Consider the following 16,092-nt stretch of genomic DNA (forward strand, 5'->3'; position numbering starts at 1 on the left):
TTTCCCCGGTCACGCATCACCAATTTTGGTGACGCGCCAGGCCGGCATCGTAGTTTCGGCGCGCACCCGGCACTGGGCGCCCGTAGCGGAAATTCCTTGGTCTGCGCCCGATGCCGGCGCTAGGCTTCGGCTGTGGCACCCGTTGGGGGGCCATTTCACGACCGGTATTTAAGGGGATCATTGAATGACCAACGCATCAGCGACACCGCCAGACATTACAAAAATCATCACCGAGGCCTGCGCGCGCGGCATGACCGTGACCACGTGCAACAGCGGCGACTACAAAGAGCGCAAAGCGGTGCACAACGCGCGGCTGGACAGCGATCCGCTGGTCATCGTGACCTGCCGCGACGCGCAAGACGTGTCTTTCTGGATGCAGTCGCTTGAGGGCATAGACATCTCCATCTCGGTGCGCTCCGGCGGGCATCACCACGAGGGTATGTGCTCCAACGACGATGGCGTGGTGCTGGTGATGCAACCCGACATTCCGCTGAAGATCATCGGTGACTTCGCGTGGATCGCGCCCGGACGCAAGCTCGGCGAGATCATTGGCGAGCTGGCCTCGCATGGTCGGATGATGCCAACGGGCGGCTGCGGCTCGGTCAATGTGGGCGGGCTGACCAATGGCGGCGGCTGGGGCATGTCCTACCGCAACAAGGGGCTGACAGTGGACGCACTGCGCGAGGTGGAGATGGTGCTGCCCGACGGGGAAATCGTGTCCTTCGACAAGGAAAAATTCACCAAAGGCAATACCGACCTCGCCACGGCGAAGGACCTGTTCTGGGCCATCCGCGGCGGCGGCGGCGGCAATTTCGGGGTGGTCACCCGCTTCAAGTTCGAGCTTTACGACCCCGGCCCGGTCTTCACCACCTTCGCACTACAATATGGCAAACCCAGCCGTCACGAGGCGGCTTTGGCGTGGATGGAGCTGTGCAGATCAGCCGATCACAGGCTCAACACATTCGCCCGCATGTCGGTCGCCGATGGCGACGCCATCGAGCTGCGGCGGCCCGCGTTTTCCATCATCGGGGTGTTCTACGGCCCACAGGCAGATTGCGCAGAGGCGCTCAAGCCGGTGCTGGCGAAAGAGCCCTTCTCGATCAGTATCGAGCCGCATGAATTCGGCACGCAGGACAGCTATCAGCGCGCCATGTTCCTGAGCGCCGGGGGCGAAGGTCCCCGCGACAATGCCACCGGCGAGCTGCTGCCGCTGCAGGCCTATGCGTTGCAGGTCGGGGCGCTGTCGGCGGACGGCCCCAAAAGCACCTGCAAAACCCCCGAGCCGCATAAGATCAGCTCCGCCATCGTTGAAGACGGGTGTGATGAGGCGGTCCTAACTGCCGCTGAGGCCTATATCGACGCCCATCAGGACAAGGCGGATACCAATATGTATCTCAGCCTGCACGGCATGGGCGGATGCGGCGCGGATACCACCCAAAATGTCGACGCCGCCTTCCCCTGGCGCGGCAAGGCCTACATGTTGCAGGTGCAAGCGTGGTGGATAAAGGACTCACCCAAGGTGAAGAATTGCGAGATCCTTGACTGGGTCTGCGGCTTCCGCAAAAAGCTTGCCGACACGGGTCACGTTGAAGGCGCGTTCATCAACTTCCCCGACCGCAAACAGAAAATTCGGCTCTATTACGGCGGATCATGGGACGAGCTCTACCGCATCAAAAAGCAGGTGGATGAGGACAACCGGCTGGGCTTCGAGATGGGGATATTGGGGCCACGGCAATAGGCAATGCCCGGGCTTTATCCACCCGGAACCGCCAGCTTTTTCAGGTCCTGCAACGTGCCTTTGAAGTGGTCCAGGTCGACCGGGGTGTTGATCCCTAACACCTTGCCGCTTTCAGAATGCTGCCAGATCGTCCAGCCGGTCCAACCGGTGACAGGGCGCGGCGCGCGTACCCCGTATTCGGCCACCCAAAGCGGGTAATCCGAGAATGAGCCGTCGAAATTGGCGTTCCAAAACGCGGGCTCCGTATAGACGATCGGTGTGACCCCGTAATGCGCCTTCAACAGGCTCAGGAATTCATGCAGGTCGGCGATCATCGCGGTGCGCCCCTGCGGGTGTTGCTTGCGCTCCACGTCCACCATCGGCGGCAGGTCCCCGGGCTCCAGCGTCACGTGTTTGGTGAAATTGGCCAACTGGTCTTTGGGCGGGTCTCCCACCACGTAGAAATGATAGGCCCCCCGCGTCAGCCCGGCGGATTTCATGGCGGGCCAATTGGTGGCAAAGGTCTGGTCCCCCACCGTGTCGCCCTCGGACGCTTTGGCGTAGGCCCAATCCACGCCCGCCCCCTTCACCTTGGCCCAATCAACCGGGCCCTGATCGTGGGACACGTCAACGCCGCTGGTCAGGGTCTCGGCATTGACGGCGATGGGGAGGCTTAAACAAAGCGCAAGCGCGCAAAGCAGCAATTTGGGCATGGCAGACATCTCAAATAAGAAAAGCTATGCCGTATCATTGCCGAAAAAGGCGTATTTGTATACCTCCTTGCCCCGCCCGAGCCGGGCCAAATTAGTACATGCCGCCCTCATCGCGGACGGCCGACCCGGCGGCACGCAGCTGCTTGCCGAATTCCGTGCGGCACGCTTCCAATGACGTATCCAAGCAGGATGCGGCAGCTTTGTGCGGAAAATAGTCGTCGGTGCCCGGCTCGTATAGAAAATAGGCGCTGCCGCCAGAGGAATTGGTCTGATAAGTCATACTGACGATTTGGTATTCCTTTCCCTCGTAGGAATATGTGCCGACCAATTGCGGACTAGAGTATCTCGGTGTCTCACAGGTCCCGATCGCGAACGCGATGACCATGAATAATGCAATTTTTAGTCCCATTTACCACTCTCCTCAAATGCACTGGACGACGCCAAGCGGTATCCAGGTGCCCCAAGCCTACACATTCACCTCGAAAAATCCAGCAATCCCTCTGCCCGCCAGGCACCGCAAACCCTTCCCCCGCCCCGCGCACTCTGGCATACTCAGCCGCAATCAAAAGAGCAGAGCAGCCAGCCCATGTCCGACCTTCTGAAGACCGAATCCGCAGATCAGTATGACGCCTCCTCCATCGAGGTGCTGGAGGACATGGAACATGTCCGCCTGCGCCCCGGCATGTATATCGGCGGCAAGGACGAGCGCGCGCTGCACCACATGGTCGCCGAGATCATCGACAACTCGATGGACGAGGCCGTCGCCGGTCACGCCACCTGGATCGAGGTGGAGCTGCATGATGGTGGCCATGTCTCCATCCGCGACAACGGCCGCGGCATCCCCACCGGCCCGCACCCCAAGGACCCGTCAAAGTCGGCGCTGGAAATCATCTTCTGCACGCTGAATGCGGGCGGCAAATTCTCAGGCGATAGCTACCAGACCTCTGGCGGTTTGCACGGCGTCGGCTCCTCCGTCGTCAACGCGCTGTCGGACTATCTGCGCGTGGAAGTGGCCCGCAACAAAGAGCTCTTCGCCATGGAATTCTCCCGTGGCGTGCCGCAGGGCAAGCTGGAAAAGATCGGCGCGGCCCCCAACCGGCGCGGCACAGCCGTCACCTTCCACCCGGATGCCGAAATCTTCGGCCCGCTGAAGCTGAAACCGGCGGTGCTCTACAAGATGGCCGAAAGCAAGGCCTACCTGTTCTCCGGCGTCGAAATCCGCTGGAAGACCGGCATTGACGACGGCACCACACCGTCGGAGGCCAAGTTCCGCTTCCCCGGCGGGCTGTCGGACTACCTGATGCAAACGCTGGGCGGCTCGACAACCTATGCCGATGCGCCCTTCGCGGGCTCCGTGTCGTTCGAGAAGTTCAACGCACCCGGCAAGGTCGAATGGGCGATCAACTGGACCCCGTCGCGCGACGGGTTCATGCAATCCTTCTGTAACACCGTCCCAACGCCCGAGGGCGGCACGCATGAGGCGGGCTTCTGGGCTGCGATCTTGAAAGGCATCAAGGCGTATGGCGAGCTGACCAACACCAAGAAGGCCTCCACCATCACCCGCGAGGATCTGACGACCGGGGCCGGCGCGCTGGTCAGCTGCTTCATCCGCGACCCCGAATTTGTGGGCCAGACCAAGGACCGGCTGGCCACGGTCGATGCGCAGCGCATGGTGGAGAATTCGGTGCGCGACCATTTCGACAACTGGCTTGCCGCCAACACCAAATCCGCCGGAGCCATCCTCGACTTCCTCGTGCTGCGCGCCGAAGAACGCCTGCGCCGCCGCCAGGAAAAGGAAACGGCCCGCAAATCCGCAACCAAGAAGCTGCGCCTCCCCGGCAAGCTGACCGACTGCACCGCCAAATCGCGCGAGGGCACCGAGCTGTTCATCGTCGAGGGCGACTCCGCTGGCGGCTCCGCCAAAGGCGCGCGCAACCGTGAAACGCAGGCGCTGTTGCCGCTGAAAGGCAAAATCCTGAACGTGCTGGGCGCGGCCTCAAACAAGCTGACCACCAATGCCGAGATTTCCGATCTGTGCGAAGCGCTCGGCTGCGGCATGGGCGCGAAGTTCAACGCTGACGACCTGCGGTATGAAAAGATCATCATCATGACCGACGCCGATGTCGACGGCGCGCATATCGCGTCACTGCTGATGACCTTCTTCTTCGTGCAAATGCGCCCGCTGATCGATCAGGGCCACCTGTATCTGGCCTGCCCGCCGCTTTATCGCCTCACCCAAGGCGCGCACCGCATCTACGTCCCCAATGACGAGGAAAAGGACAAGATGATGGAGAAGGGTCTGGGCGGCAAAGGCAAGATCGACGTGCAGCGGTTCAAAGGTTTGGGCGAGATGGACGCCAAGGACCTCAAAGAGACCACCATGAACCCCAAAACCCGCCAGCTCATCCGGGTCACCCTAGGCGAGGACGTTCCGGGTGAGACCGGCGACCTGGTCGAGCGGCTGATGGGCAAGAAGCCGGAACTGCGGTTCGAGTACATTCAGGAGAACGCGCGGTTTGTTGAGGATGTGGATGTTTAGATATTTGCACTAGCTAGCAACTTCATCAGCTGTGTTTCTGAAATAAACTCGGGCTTACCGGAGGCTTCTCTTAACTTAATAGCCTTTTCAATTTTGGTACCTTTGTGAGTATATTTCCAGTCCCGAGAAGACTCATTTGCTATTATCACGAAATTGGTTTTCTTGCATGGCGACGACTTTGCCCGTGCGCCACATGCAGCAAGGTAGTCCTCAAGAATTCGACGCGGTTTAGTTTCGAAGTTTCCTGTCAACACAAGCAGCGAATTCTCAAAGTCGTCTATCGAAGATAGTGTCGCTTCTTCAAATACCGGCACATATCCAAGCGAACTGATTCCAGTATCTGCGTAGCAATCTCCCACTAGCCGGGTGATCGCGCGACAAATCTCCTGTGATTCCCCCGGGTCGATCACTCCATCATCTACTGAATCCGCACAGCAGACGACGATGGTACGAGAAATGGGATCTTCCAGAACTGACGGTGATGCTGCTGCCATATTAAGCACCCCCTGCGCCTCCTCAAGAGTGATTAGGTCATCACAAGCTATTCCTGAGCAATAGCCCATAAACCTATTTATTTCTGTTTTTTGGCAGTTCTGCTTTAGGTTCTTGCTTCGGAATACAACTATGTCTTCCAGCTGCTGAAAATCCAAAACGTCAGCTTTGAAATCCTCTAGTATGTCGTATGCGTCTTCGTCCCCCATTGCGTCCAACATCTGCGCGCATACAACAACCAAAGGTTCAACTTCACCAAGCTCAATTCTTTGACTCGCCCGGACACCCTCCAGAAACCCAGTAAAATAGCCTGAAAATTTTCCGTTATTAGCCTCACGGTGAACACGCGCAAGTGCATCACTACCAACATCCCAAGTATTCAATTCACTCTCCATACAGAAATATTTTATTTGAAATCACGTTTGCCAAATCGTGGATTAGAACCGCTTTCAATGCAACATCCGTAGTCAAAGCTGGCAAGCCGTAGCACGCGTCGGGTGCATATTAACACGCACCACCCCACCCAAGCCGCGCAGGAATGCGCCGAAACCCAAAGTAAAATACACGAAATCGGGAAACCGCCGCTCCAATTCCCCATGAAACGCTGCCACCCGGTCCCAACCTCTAAGTTACCCCCAACAGAAAGGACCCTATGCAATTCAATTTCATGTACAGCTCGTTCAGGGACTTCTTCTCCTCCTTCACCTCGCCACGGGCGGAGGTCAGGCCGGGCTTGAACCACACCAATCTCCGCGTGCAAAAACGCGGCACCGCCGCCAACCCTGAATACATGTTGCGCTTCAGCTCCTGGGGCAACATCCTCTATGTGCGCCTCGACGAGCACGAGTTTGACCGCCTGGAAGCGGCCTTTGACGAAATCAAGCGGGCCTGACGCGGCCGGCTGGCGGCCCGGGCCCACGCTTCTTTCTGCCAAAAATATGCAATCGACACGGGCCAAACCAGCGCCCCCACCGGCGGCGAGTCACTCCTCCTGCAACGCCTCCAGATACTGCGCTATTGCCAGCATTTCGGGCGACACGGGCGTCATCACCCCGTCGCCCACATCCACCAGCTCGGTCGGGTCGCTGAAGATAAGCCCCCATTCCGGCATGGCGCTTTCGGGCAGGCGCGTGCGGTGGAACCCGTCAATCGTGCTCAAGACCTCGGCCATCGGGAACAACCCGCCATTGCGCGCCGAGATCTGCGTCAGGTCGGCCGGCCGCACCGCCAGCTCTGTCGCCGCCTGCCCGCGGCCCTTGGCGTCCGCCCCGTGGCACCCCGCGCAATTCTCCGCAAAAAGCCGCGCCCCGTCTGGCGTTTCGGGCTCCGGCGCGCACCCGGCGGCCAGAACCGCGGCAAGAAAGGCCAAATATCTCATATGCTGCTCCTGTTTTGGTCCTGCCAACCTAGCCGCCCGCCGCAGCCCTTACTTTGACCCAAATCAAGCCCTTGCCCTGACCCCGCCTGTCGGCCACTCTCCGCCCATGAGACGTGCCGCCCTGCTCCTTCTTGCCCTCACCGCCGCCTGCGGCAGGCCCCTGTCAGAGGGGGAGGAAGCCTTCGCCCGCGCCTGGCACGGCGAGGGCTTGGACACCGAAAAGGTGCGCATCGTGCAGAACCCGCTGATCAAGCTTTACGTCTCCACCTCGCCCATCCCGCCGCGCACCACCTGCGCCGAAAATATCCTGCCGCCCAGCACCGACACGCATTACACCGGCTCCCCCGCGGCGACCGTGCTGTTCAACAAGATCACCGTGAACCCCGACATCGCCGCCCGCGACTACATGGCCGCCTGGCCCCGCGCCGCGCATCTGCGCGCCACGATGTTTCTGGCCCATGAACTGGTGCACACATGGCAATGGCAGCACCGCGACCGCACCGGCTACCACCCGCTGAAAGCCGCCCGCGAGCACCAGTATTCCGAAGACCCCTACCTGTTTGATCTGTCCAACGAGGCCAAATTCCTCGACTACGGCTACGAGCAACAGGGCGCAATTGCCGCCGAATACGTGTGCTGCGCCGCGCTGGACCCCGAGGGCAGGCGCACCCAGCGGCTGAAGGCCCTGCTGGAACAGGAATTCCCGATCCAAAATCTCAGCAAAATCCTGCCCCAAACCCCGGTTGTGCTGCCGTGGAAAGGCGTCATGACCCAAGGCATTTGCAGCTAAGGAGCCTACATGAACACCATCGATCTCACCGGCAAAACCGCAATCGTCACCGGCGGCGCGCAGGGCATCGGGCTGGCGGTGGTCACGCGCCTGCAGGCCTCCGGCGCCAAGGTCGCGGTGTGGGATATGACTGCCTCGGAGGCGGGCGATTTCAACGCAAGCTGCGACATTGCGGATATGGCCTCCGTCCAGTCTGCACTTAAGACCACCGAACAAGCCCTTGGTCCCGTTGATATTTTGGTCAACTCGGCGGGCGTCGCCGGGCCCAACATGCCCATTCAGGACTACCCCGATGACGCTTGGGCGCAGATCGTCGCCATCAACCTGACTGGCACCTACAACACCAACAAGGCGGTGCTGCCGGGCATGCGGGACCGCGGCTACGGGCGCATCCTCAACATCGCCTCCATCGCGGGCAAGGAGGGCAATCCCAACGCCTGCGCCTATTCCGCCTCCAAGGCGGGCGTCATCGGCTTCACCAAATCGGCGGGCAAGGAAAACGCCGATAAGGACATCGCGGTCAACTGCGTCACCCCAGCCGCCGCCCGCACGCCGATTTTCGACCAGATGAGCGAGGAGCATATCGGCTACATGCTCTCCAAAATCCCGCGCGAGCGTTTCCTGGAGGTCGAGGAAGCCGCCAACATGATCGCCTGGATCGTCTCCGCCGAGAACAGCTTTACGACGGGTGCGGTGTTTGATCTGTCCGGCGGGCGGGCCACCTATTGAGCCGGGCGCCCCGCCGCAACAAGGCCCGTCTGGCCAGCTCGGTCTTTGTGTGGATTATCTTGGCTCTGATGTTGGGAGCCATCATGGTCTTTTGGCTGGAACCTGAAACTGAACCGACATTTGTGCGCGTATCGATCATTGAACGGGGGACCTCCCGCACCAGCTCCGAAAACGCCGCCCGAAGCGAGCCCGGGATTGTCATAGAATTGGCCGACGGATCACGCAGAACTCTTCCGAGCCTGTATTACGCGCTTCACCCCGAACTTGCGGAGGCTTGCATGCGTCAAACCACAACGCGGTTCTCCGGCGTCGACAAATCAACGCTCATCCCGCCGCAAAACTGCCCCTAACCCTTCGCCGCCAGCTGCGCCTCCAACTCCGCGATCCGCGCGCCCATTTGGGCCAACGCCTGTTGCACCTCGCCCTTGGTGTAGCGCTCGGTGATATATTTCGGGCAATTCCACTCGAAGCTCGCCACTGTCACGACCATGCCCCGCTCCACCTTCAACCCGTCGCTGCCCTCGGTGAGCGTCTCCATCACCGGGTCGTCCAACCCCACAACCCGCGCATGGCCATAGACTTTCAGCCGTGTCTTCGACGCGTAATCAATGAAAAACAACGACACTCGGTCGTTGCCCGCAATGTTCCCGGTCGAGATATATTGCCGGTTCCCCCAATACTCCGCCCACCCAAATTCCTGCGCGTTCAGCACCTTGGCAAACCCAACCGGCCCGCCACGATGCTGCATGTAAGGCCACCCGGTCTCCGACACGGATGACATATAAAACGAGTCTCGCCCCGCAATATATCCCATCTCCGGCTCACCCAATTCCGTCTTCATCCGCTTCTCGGACGCCTCATATTTGGCGTACATCTCGCGGCTGCCCTCAGCCTCCTGCAGCGCCTTTACGGCAGGGGTAAACGCGATCTCATGATAGACATTCGGCATCGACACAGCTCCATAGCATTCCATTAAGGTTAACGCGCCCCGCCAAAGATCACATCTCCCGAATTCCGCACAAACACCGTGCACCCCTCTTCCCTTTCGTCGCGCAACGCCCCACTCTTTCCATGTTCCAAAATATCCCCGCCGGAGGCTCCCGCCATGACCAACACATCCTACGCCCTGATCATGCTGGTGGCCGGCATCGGCATCCCCGTGCTCGCCGCGCTCAACGCCGCTTTGGGCCGCGCCATCTCGGCCCCTGCAGCCGCCTCGGTGGTGCTGTTCGTCGTAGCCTTCCTGACCTCGCTCGCCGTGGTGATCTTCACCGGCCCGCAGGCCATAGCCAAGGTCGCCACGGCCCCAAAACACCTGCTGCTGGCGGGCGCGCTGATTGCGTTCTACGTGCTGAGTATCACCTATATCGCCCCGCATTTCGGGGTCGGCAACGCGGTGTTCTTCGTGCTCCTGGGCCAGCTGATCTCAGCCGCCGCCATTGACCATTTCGCGCTGTTCGGGGCCACGCAAACGCCCCTGACTTGGATCCGCGCCTCTGGCATCACGGTGATGGCCGCGGGCGTCTTCATCACCCAAATCGCCGCCCGCTAGCCTAACGCCGACACGCTCGTCCACAATGCATCCGGCACATCGACCACATCCATCTCGCGCCGCGCAGCGCCGGGCACGCGCGCGCCCTCTTGCGCCTCCACGGCCTCAGCCACCCGCGCAAAACGGTCGAAAAACGCGTCCGTGTAGGTGCCGGGGTCCATCACGATGTAGAACTGCCCCAGCCCATGCGGCGGCCCGTCGGCCAGCTTCAACCCGCCAACGTCAAGCGAGTTGACCGACCCCGTCATGCCCGCCGCCAGCAGCTCCACCATCAGCCCAAAGCCCCAACCCTTGTAGCCCCCAGCCGAGACCAACGCCCCGCCCAAAGCGGCCTCCGGGTCCTCCGTGGGTTCCCCGTCCGCATCCACAGCCCAGCCCAGTGGAATGCTCTCCCCTGCCGCTTTCGCCATGGTGATCTTGCCCAAGGCCACAGCCGAGGTCGAAAAGTCGAAATGCATCCCCACGCCACCACCTTTGGCAGGCACAGACATCGCAATCGGGTTGGTCCCGATCGTCTTGGCATTCCCGCCAGGAGGAGCAACCACCGGCGACGCATTGGTCATGCCAATCGCCACCAAACCAGCCTCTGCAAATTGCTCCGTAAAGAAGCCCAGCGAGGTGCAGGTATGCGCATGTGCCACGGCAAATGACGCGGTGCCGTTCTCCCGCGCGGCCGCGCAAGCCTCAGAAAACCCGCGCGAAAACGCGGCTTGCGCAAAGCCAAACTTCGCATCCGCCTTCACCGCACCGGGTCGCACGCGGGTCACCTCAGGCTCCACCGAGCCCGACACCCGCCCTGATGCCAACTGCGTGCAATAGCTTTCCAAATAATACAGCCCGCAAATCACATTGCCCGTCTGCTCCGCCCGCCGAACGGCGCGAGCCACCTCTCGTGCGATCCATTCGACAGCCCCATGCGCGCGCAGAGCCGCAAAAGAGACGTCTTCAATCTGGTCCAGCGTTACCTCAGCCACCCGCCTTCTCCTCCAACATCAGCCATTCTTCTTCCGCATTCTGCAACGCGGTGTTGCGCTCTACCAAAGCCTCGCTGGCTTTGGCAAACTTGGCGGGCTGCGACGTGAACAGTTCAGGGTTCGACAGAAATTCGGTCAGCTTGGCGATCTCGGCCTCCAGACGCGCCATCTCGTCGGGCAGCGCCTCCAGCCGGTGCTTTTCGGTAAAGGACAAACCGCTCTCCGCCTTCTTGGCCTCCGCCGCCTCCCGCCCTTTGGCGCGGCGCGACTTGGCTGGCCCATCCGACAGCACGACATCGCCGCCGCCCTCACGGGCCTGCGCCTGATAGTCAGACCAGCCGCCAGCATAAACCGTTGCCTTGCCGTCCTTCAACGCAATGGTGGTGGAGGCCACACGGTCCAGAAAATCCCGGTCGTGGCTGACCAGAATCACCGTACCGTCATAATCGCCGATCAATTCCTGCAGCAAATCCAGCGTCTCGATGTCCAGATCGTTGGTCGGCTCGTCAAGGATCAGCAGGTTGCTTTCCCGCGCCATGATCCGCGCCAAAAGCAGCCGCGCCTTCTCGCCGCCGGACAGCGACTTGATCTGCGCGCGCGCCTGCGCCTCGTCAAACAGGAAGTCCTTGAGATACCCCACCACATGTTTCGGCGTGCCGCGCACAGAGATATGGTCGCCCATCCCCCGCACCCGGGTGGCGGGGTCCTCGGTCAGCGCGCCCCACAACGTGTCTTCCGGGTTCAGCGCCGCGCGGTTTTGGTCAAACACCGCCATATCAAGATTGGTGCCCATCTTCACGGTGCCGCTGTCGGGGTCAACCTCCCCCGTCATCAGCTTCAGCAACGTGGTTTTGCCCGCCCCGTTCGGCCCCACCAAGGCAATCCGGTCGCCCCGGTTCACCTTGATCGAGAAATCCCGCACGATGGTCTTGTCCTCAAACGCCTTGGAAACGCCGTCCAGCACAAACACCTGCTTGCCGGACTTGCGCCCCGCATCCAGCTCCATCGCGGCCGTGCCCTGCCGTTTGATCTGGCTGGCGCGTTCCGCTCGCAGCTCCTGCAACGCCCGCACGCGCCCCTGATTGCGCTTGCGCCGGGCCGAGATGCCTTCAACCGCCCACCGCGCCTCCGCCTTGATCTTGCGGTTCAGCTTGTGGCGCTGCGCGTCTTCCTCTTCCCACGCCTTGTCGCGCCACTCCTCAAAGCGGTCGAACCCTTGTTCCTGACGGCTGACCTTGCCGCGATCAATCCACAATGTCGCCCGCGTCAGCGCCCGCAAAAACGCCCGGTCGTGCGAGATCAAAATGTAGGCCGCCCGCGTGGTCGACAGATGGTCCTCCAACCACGCAATTGCCTCGATATCCAGGTGGTTGGTCGGCTCGTCCAGCAACATCAATTCCGGCGCTTCCGCCAGCAGCTTGGCCAAGGCCGCGCGGCGCCGCTCTCCACCGGATGCGGCCTCGACCGTTGCATCAAGGTTAAGCTTCAACCCCTCCGCAGCACTCAATAATTTGTATTCCTCGGAAGGGTCCATCTCGCTCAACGCGAAATCCCCCAACGTGGCAAACCCCGACAGGTCGGGCTCCTGCTGCATGTAGCCGGTGGTCACGCCCGGCGCCAAAAACCGCGCCCCGGTGTCGGGTTCCACCAACCCGCCCATCACCTTCATCAAGGTCGATTTGCCCGACCCGTTGCGCCCCACCAAGGCGACGCGGTCGCCCTGCTGGACCACCAGCCCAAGGTCGGAAAAAACAGGATCCCCGCCAAAGGTCAGCGAAATGTCGGTCAGTTGAAGGAGGGGTGCTCTAGCCATGCCGACAGGCGCTAATCGCTCGGCCCCGGCGCGTCAACCTCACGGCTTCTTTCTGCTGAAAATATGCAAATCACCCGGCCACCGCCCGCAGCGCCTTCGCCCGGGCCGGCGGGATGGCGGCAATTTCGACGCCTGTAAACACATGCAACGTCCCCAGATCACGGTCCACGACCGCATGGTCGCTGACCCAGCCGCCCATCGCCAGATAGGTCCGCAACAGCGGCGGCAGGCCCTTGACCCCCAACCGCAGGTCCGACGCGCCGGATGTCACGACATCCACAAAGGCCACCACCTCGCCCGCCTTGACCTTCGGACGCCAGGGATCGGGCCCCAAATGCCGGTCGTTGAGCAAGGACAGCGCGTCCAGATGCCGATCCGCCGCCGTGCCCTCAAAGGAGGAGCAGCCAAAGAGCAGCCCCACCCCATGCGCATCGACATGCGCCGTCACCGCGCCCCAGGCAACACGCAAAATGTCGGGATCCAGGGCCCGCGGCGAGACGCAGAAACGGCCGACCTCGGCCATCGCGCCCTGAAATCCCGATAGCCCTGCCAAATCATAGAATTGCGCGGCGTAGCTGCGCGAAATTTCGTCCCCTGAGGCCAACGTCATCATCCGAAAGCAGCACACCAATGCACCCGTTTCGGCATCCTCCACCAGCACGTGATCGCAGCTTGCGTCATACGCATCACGATCCACCCCCTCGCCGCCGCGAAACACCCGGTGCCGCAGGCCTTGCGCCGCCGCCAAATCCGCCGCGCCACACGCGAAGCGGGCCGTGTAGCGGCCACGCGACAGGCGGATGGGCGTTTGCAACATGGGGCGGTTTTCCTTCACTCAGGTCACACAAGCGCGAGCCGCTATTGGACAGCAGCACACACGCGATTAACTATGGCGCAACGCAAAGCCTAAGCATAGCCCGTAACGGGCGCATGACGTTGGCAGTTCAGGAGGGATCACCTATGGTCGACAAAGTCATCAAATCCGACGCCGAATGGCGCGCGCAGCTCAGCGACATGGAATACAAGGTCCTGCGCAAACATGGCACCGAACGCGCCTTCAGCAATGACGCCTTCCCCAAAACCGGCGGCACCTATTTCTGCAAGGGGTGCGGCACACCGCTGTTTGAGGGCAACACCAAATTCGATTCCGGTACCGGCTGGCCCAGCTTCTATGCGCCGATTGACGGCGAAAATGTCGGCGAAAGCCAGGATAACAGCTGGTTCATGAAGCGCACCGAGGTGCATTGCAATGCCTGCGACGGCCATCTGGGCCATGTCTTTCCCGACGGGCCGCAGCCCACGGGGCTGCGCTACTGCATCAACGGGGCGTCCCTGACCCATGAGCCAGACGGCGGCTGAGGGGCAAAATTCTTCGTCGAAGAATTTTACTTGAAAATCCTCGGTGAGGATTTTCCGCCCTATCCTCCCAGCGCCTCGCCCAGGTCAATCCGGCCGAAGTTGCGAATGATTTGGCGGATGAAGGTCACATCCCGCACCGATGTCTCGGTGACGCGGCGCGACAGCGTAACCACCTGCCCGCGTTCCAGCCCAAACCGCTCCACATTTGTCACCGTGTCATTGCCATCAAAGCGGATCGCCACAACCTGGCGGTCGATTTCTTTTGGCTTTTTCGCGCCGAAATGGCGCACTTTTGAGCCGATGTAGAAATAGCCGCCTTCGCGCAGCACGCCTGAGGCCGCCGGTTTGCCGATAACGGCCTCGACGCTGTCGCGGGTGTCGACCCCCACGATGATGGCGTCCAGGTCCTCTTGCGGCGGGATATAGCCGTGCTGGCGGATGATTTCCTGGCACGCGCTCAGCGCCATTAGCGCCGCGCAAAGCAGCAGCGGAACTGCCCCCGCCGTTTTCCGGTTCATTGCCCGCAACATGCCCGCACCCTCACGTCTTGCTCTTTTGCTTGGCTTAGGCTTACAGAAGGAACCCAAGCTGTTCAAGAAAGATGCGGGAGCGCCGTTCACATGTCTGACACAAATCCATTGTTCTTCCGCACCGCTGACCTGCCCCAAAAGCGGATCACGCCGCTGGAATTTGCCGCAGACGCGGCCCAGCGCGCGGCCATGGCCGCCGATCTGGAGGTCGCCCAAATCAAGAAACTGGCCTTCAAAGGCACGCTACGCGCCGCGGGCAAGACCGACTGGACGCTCACGGGCCATCTTGGGGCCACCGTGGTGCAGCCTTGCGTGATCACGCTCGATCCGGTCACCACGCGGGTCGAGGAGGACGTGACCCGGCACTACATCTCGGATTGGCAGGACCCCGAGGATGCCGAGGTAGAGATGCCCGGCGATGACACATCCGAGCCGCTGGGCGCCGAGATCGACGTTATGGCCACGATCACCGAGGCCTTGTCGCTGGCCATCCCCGCCTACCCGCGCGCCAACGGCGCGGAACTTGGGGCGATGGTGCATGCAGAACCCGGCATCGAGCCGTTGAACGAAGAAACGGTAAAACCCTTCGCCAGCCTCGCAGATCTGAAGAAGAAGATGGAAAACAAGGGCTAACCCGCCCTAATTGGCGTTCTGGGCCACGAATTCCCCTTAACGCAGCTCCCCAAAAAGGGGTAAGCTGCTACCATGTCTGGATCCTTACAAGAATTCGAAAACAGCCCCTATTTCTGGCTGTTCTTTGTCATCGCCTTCCCATTGTTGTTCCTTGCGATCTGGTCTTTCGTGCTGTGGATCACGGCGCGCATGTCGGGCTGGAACGTGCTGGCACGGCTTTACCCCTATTCCGGCGAAGAAGCGCTAAAATGGCAACACCGCGGCGGCGGCGGCGTCTACCGTGCCCACCTGCCCTTTGCCGGCATGCGCGGCCGCCTGGCCGTCGGCGCCACCAAGACGGGCATCATCATCAAACCACCCTTCATCTTGCGCCCTTTCCACCCGGCCTTCTTCCTGCCCTTCGACAAAATCGTGGCCGAGGAGCCGCTGACCATCCTTTCTTTCGACTTCGTGCTGCTGACCATGCAGGACGCCCCCGACCTGCGTATCGGCATCCTGACATCCGCACGCGAGATGGCCGAGGCTGCGCGACAATAGGCCGGGCCTGTTGCCAACGTGACGGGAAGTCTGCTTTGAGCCCAAATTGACTGTTGCTGCAAGATACACGATCGGCGGCTAATCGCAGAAAGTGGACTTTGCAAAGTATTCCAAGATCAACAGAACAACTTACCTCTTATATTCAAAACTATCGAGTAAACGGGATGTCGCCATAGGCCCAAATGACTGTGCCAGCACACGCTAGAACAAAACCAATTGATGGTAACAGCTTGCGGACTGGATGCACCCAGCCTCTCTCAAACGTTCTGTACCCAGTCGCGTGACCCAAGTTGGCGAACTCGACAAAAACTGAAGCGGCAACCAACAATGCACCTG

The 16,092-nt window shown here is 60.9% G+C and carries 19 protein-coding genes; 10 read left to right on the forward strand and 9 right to left on the reverse strand.

Annotation, left to right across the window (positions count from 1 at the left end; all coding sequences use genetic code 11):
• Positions 1 to 184: 184 nt before the first annotated feature.
• Complete coding sequence (locus tag Q0899_RS06550; RefSeq protein WP_299191669.1) at positions 185 to 1,738, forward strand: FAD-binding protein; 1,554 nt, start codon at positions 185 to 187, stop codon at positions 1,736 to 1,738.
• Positions 1,739 to 1,752: 14 nt separating this feature from the next.
• Here Q0899_RS06550 and Q0899_RS06555 read toward each other — a convergent pair whose 3' ends face one another.
• Both Q0899_RS06555 and Q0899_RS06560 read right to left on the reverse strand, forming a co-directional pair.
• The gene (locus tag Q0899_RS06555; RefSeq protein WP_299191671.1) at positions 1,753 to 2,430 is read right to left on the reverse strand and encodes a glycoside hydrolase family 25 protein; all 678 of its coding nucleotides are present in this window, start codon (positions 2,428 to 2,430) and stop codon (positions 1,753 to 1,755) included.
• A gap of 91 nt (positions 2,431 to 2,521) precedes the next feature.
• Positions 2,522 to 2,839 (reverse strand): hypothetical protein, encoded by a 318-nt coding sequence (locus Q0899_RS06560; protein ID WP_298356762.1) that lies wholly within the window; start codon positions 2,837 to 2,839, stop codon positions 2,522 to 2,524.
• A 177-nt stretch (positions 2,840 to 3,016) separates the two neighbouring features.
• Between Q0899_RS06560 and Q0899_RS06565 the strand changes: the two genes are divergently transcribed.
• Positions 3,017 to 4,969 (forward strand): DNA topoisomerase IV subunit B, encoded by a 1,953-nt coding sequence (locus tag Q0899_RS06565; protein WP_299191673.1) that lies wholly within the window; start codon positions 3,017 to 3,019, stop codon positions 4,967 to 4,969.
• Here Q0899_RS06565 and Q0899_RS06570 read toward each other — a convergent pair.
• Positions 4,966 to 5,844, reverse strand: a complete 879-nt coding sequence (locus tag Q0899_RS06570; RefSeq protein WP_298356756.1) for a BRCT domain-containing protein — start codon at positions 5,842 to 5,844, stop codon at positions 4,966 to 4,968. The genes Q0899_RS06565 and Q0899_RS06570 overlap by 4 nt on opposite strands.
• Positions 5,845 to 6,113: 269 nt before the next feature.
• Between Q0899_RS06570 and Q0899_RS06575 the strand changes: the two genes are divergently transcribed.
• Complete coding sequence (locus Q0899_RS06575) at positions 6,114 to 6,353, forward strand: hypothetical protein (RefSeq protein ID WP_298356754.1); 240 nt, start codon at positions 6,114 to 6,116, stop codon at positions 6,351 to 6,353.
• A 90-nt stretch (positions 6,354 to 6,443) separates the two neighbouring features.
• Here the strand turns inward: Q0899_RS06575 and Q0899_RS06580 are convergent, their stop codons facing one another.
• Positions 6,444 to 6,839 carry a cytochrome c gene (locus tag Q0899_RS06580; protein WP_299191676.1) on the reverse strand — a complete coding sequence of 132 codons (396 nt, stop codon included), beginning with the start codon at positions 6,837 to 6,839 and terminating at the stop codon, positions 6,444 to 6,446.
• Positions 6,840 to 6,945: 106 nt separating this feature from the next.
• On the opposite strand from Q0899_RS06580, the gene Q0899_RS06585 reads away from it, so the two are divergent.
• From Q0899_RS06585 to Q0899_RS06595, 3 genes are read left to right on the forward strand one after another with little or no spacing between them, the layout of a single operon-like run.
• Positions 6,946 to 7,629, forward strand: a complete 684-nt coding sequence (locus tag Q0899_RS06585) for a hypothetical protein (protein ID WP_299191678.1) — start codon at positions 6,946 to 6,948, stop codon at positions 7,627 to 7,629.
• Positions 7,630 to 7,638: 9 nt separating this feature from the next.
• Entirely contained in the window at positions 7,639 to 8,358 is a 720-nt protein-coding gene (locus Q0899_RS06590) for an SDR family NAD(P)-dependent oxidoreductase (protein ID WP_299191680.1), read from the forward strand.
• Positions 8,355 to 8,708: a hypothetical protein gene (locus tag Q0899_RS06595; protein WP_299191682.1), complete on the forward strand. Its 354-nt coding sequence runs from the start codon at positions 8,355 to 8,357 to the stop codon at positions 8,706 to 8,708. Before Q0899_RS06590 ends, Q0899_RS06595 begins: the two co-directional genes overlap by 4 nt.
• Here Q0899_RS06595 and Q0899_RS06600 read toward each other — a convergent pair.
• The gene (locus Q0899_RS06600; RefSeq protein ID WP_298297560.1) at positions 8,705 to 9,307 is read right to left on the reverse strand and encodes a pyridoxamine 5'-phosphate oxidase family protein; all 603 of its coding nucleotides are present in this window, start codon (positions 9,305 to 9,307) and stop codon (positions 8,705 to 8,707) included. The genes Q0899_RS06595 and Q0899_RS06600 overlap by 4 nt on opposite strands.
• Positions 9,308 to 9,463: 156 nt before the next feature.
• Between Q0899_RS06600 and Q0899_RS06605 the strand changes: the two genes are divergently transcribed.
• Positions 9,464 to 9,910, forward strand: a complete 447-nt coding sequence (locus tag Q0899_RS06605) for a DMT family transporter (protein WP_298297556.1) — start codon at positions 9,464 to 9,466, stop codon at positions 9,908 to 9,910.
• Here the strand turns inward: Q0899_RS06605 and Q0899_RS06610 are convergent.
• The 3 genes from Q0899_RS06610 to Q0899_RS06620 form a co-directional block, all read right to left on the reverse strand.
• Positions 9,907 to 10,884, reverse strand: coding sequence for an Ldh family oxidoreductase (locus Q0899_RS06610; protein WP_299191684.1), 978 nt, complete (start codon positions 10,882 to 10,884; stop codon positions 9,907 to 9,909). The genes Q0899_RS06605 and Q0899_RS06610 overlap by 4 nt on opposite strands.
• The gene (locus tag Q0899_RS06615; RefSeq protein WP_299191686.1) at positions 10,877 to 12,697 is read right to left on the reverse strand and encodes an ATP-binding cassette domain-containing protein; all 1,821 of its coding nucleotides are present in this window, start codon (positions 12,695 to 12,697) and stop codon (positions 10,877 to 10,879) included. The genes Q0899_RS06610 and Q0899_RS06615 overlap by 8 nt, the downstream gene beginning before the upstream one ends.
• A 70-nt stretch (positions 12,698 to 12,767) precedes the next feature.
• Positions 12,768 to 13,514, reverse strand: coding sequence for a GNAT family N-acetyltransferase (locus Q0899_RS06620; RefSeq protein ID WP_299191688.1), 747 nt, complete (start codon positions 13,512 to 13,514; stop codon positions 12,768 to 12,770).
• Positions 13,515 to 13,657: 143 nt separating this feature from the next.
• On the opposite strand from Q0899_RS06620, the gene msrB reads away from it, so the two are divergent.
• Positions 13,658 to 14,056, forward strand: a complete 399-nt coding sequence (gene msrB, locus Q0899_RS06625; protein WP_298297543.1) for a peptide-methionine (R)-S-oxide reductase MsrB — start codon at positions 13,658 to 13,660, stop codon at positions 14,054 to 14,056.
• Positions 14,057 to 14,115: 59 nt separating this feature from the next.
• On the opposite strand, the gene bamE is transcribed toward msrB, so the two are convergent.
• A complete protein-coding gene (bamE, locus tag Q0899_RS06630) occupies positions 14,116 to 14,574 on the reverse strand; it encodes an outer membrane protein assembly factor BamE (protein WP_299191691.1) in 459 nt (152 codons plus the stop codon).
• Between the two features lie 102 nt (positions 14,575 to 14,676).
• Here bamE and Q0899_RS06635 point away from each other — a divergent pair, with 102 nt between their 5' ends.
• Both Q0899_RS06635 and Q0899_RS06640 read left to right on the forward strand, forming a co-directional pair.
• Positions 14,677 to 15,219, forward strand: coding sequence for a DUF177 domain-containing protein (locus Q0899_RS06635; RefSeq protein WP_298356730.1), 543 nt, complete (start codon positions 14,677 to 14,679; stop codon positions 15,217 to 15,219).
• 72 nt (positions 15,220 to 15,291) lie between these two features.
• Entirely contained in the window at positions 15,292 to 15,756 is a 465-nt protein-coding gene (locus Q0899_RS06640; protein ID WP_299191693.1) for a hypothetical protein, read from the forward strand.
• The last annotated feature ends 336 nt before the right edge of the window (positions 15,757 to 16,092 follow it).

It is taken from the genome of uncultured Litoreibacter sp., from assembly GCF_947501785.1.
Lineage (GTDB): Bacteria > Pseudomonadota > Alphaproteobacteria > Rhodobacterales > Rhodobacteraceae > Litoreibacter.

Excerpts from the sequence above, each read along its gene's own strand:
- Q0899_RS06550 (WP_299191669.1), top strand. The coding sequence starts at position 185 with ATGACCAACGCATCAGCGACACCGCCAGACATTACAAAAATCATCACC.
- Q0899_RS06555 (WP_299191671.1), bottom strand. The coding sequence starts at position 2,430 with ATGCCCAAATTGCTGCTTTGCGCGCTTGCGCTTTGTTTAAGCCTCCCC.
- Q0899_RS06560 (WP_298356762.1), bottom strand. The coding sequence starts at position 2,839 with ATGGGACTAAAAATTGCATTATTCATGGTCATCGCGTTCGCGATCGGG.
- Q0899_RS06565 (WP_299191673.1), top strand. The coding sequence starts at position 3,017 with ATGTCCGACCTTCTGAAGACCGAATCCGCAGATCAGTATGACGCCTCC.
- Q0899_RS06575 (WP_298356754.1), top strand. The coding sequence starts at position 6,114 with ATGCAATTCAATTTCATGTACAGCTCGTTCAGGGACTTCTTCTCCTCC.
- Q0899_RS06580 (WP_299191676.1), bottom strand. The coding sequence starts at position 6,839 with ATGAGATATTTGGCCTTTCTTGCCGCGGTTCTGGCCGCCGGGTGCGCG.
- Q0899_RS06585 (WP_299191678.1), top strand. The coding sequence starts at position 6,946 with ATGAGACGTGCCGCCCTGCTCCTTCTTGCCCTCACCGCCGCCTGCGGC.
- Q0899_RS06590 (WP_299191680.1), top strand. The coding sequence starts at position 7,639 with ATGAACACCATCGATCTCACCGGCAAAACCGCAATCGTCACCGGCGGC.
- Q0899_RS06600 (WP_298297560.1), bottom strand. The coding sequence starts at position 9,307 with ATGCCGAATGTCTATCATGAGATCGCGTTTACCCCTGCCGTAAAGGCG.
- Q0899_RS06605 (WP_298297556.1), top strand. The coding sequence starts at position 9,464 with ATGACCAACACATCCTACGCCCTGATCATGCTGGTGGCCGGCATCGGC.
- Q0899_RS06615 (WP_299191686.1), bottom strand. The coding sequence starts at position 12,697 with ATGGCTAGAGCACCCCTCCTTCAACTGACCGACATTTCGCTGACCTTT.
- Q0899_RS06620 (WP_299191688.1), bottom strand. The coding sequence starts at position 13,514 with ATGTTGCAAACGCCCATCCGCCTGTCGCGTGGCCGCTACACGGCCCGC.
- msrB (WP_298297543.1), top strand. The coding sequence starts at position 13,658 with ATGGTCGACAAAGTCATCAAATCCGACGCCGAATGGCGCGCGCAGCTC.
- bamE (WP_299191691.1), bottom strand. The coding sequence starts at position 14,574 with ATGAACCGGAAAACGGCGGGGGCAGTTCCGCTGCTGCTTTGCGCGGCG.
- Q0899_RS06635 (WP_298356730.1), top strand. The coding sequence starts at position 14,677 with ATGTCTGACACAAATCCATTGTTCTTCCGCACCGCTGACCTGCCCCAA.
- Q0899_RS06640 (WP_299191693.1), top strand. The coding sequence starts at position 15,292 with ATGTCTGGATCCTTACAAGAATTCGAAAACAGCCCCTATTTCTGGCTG.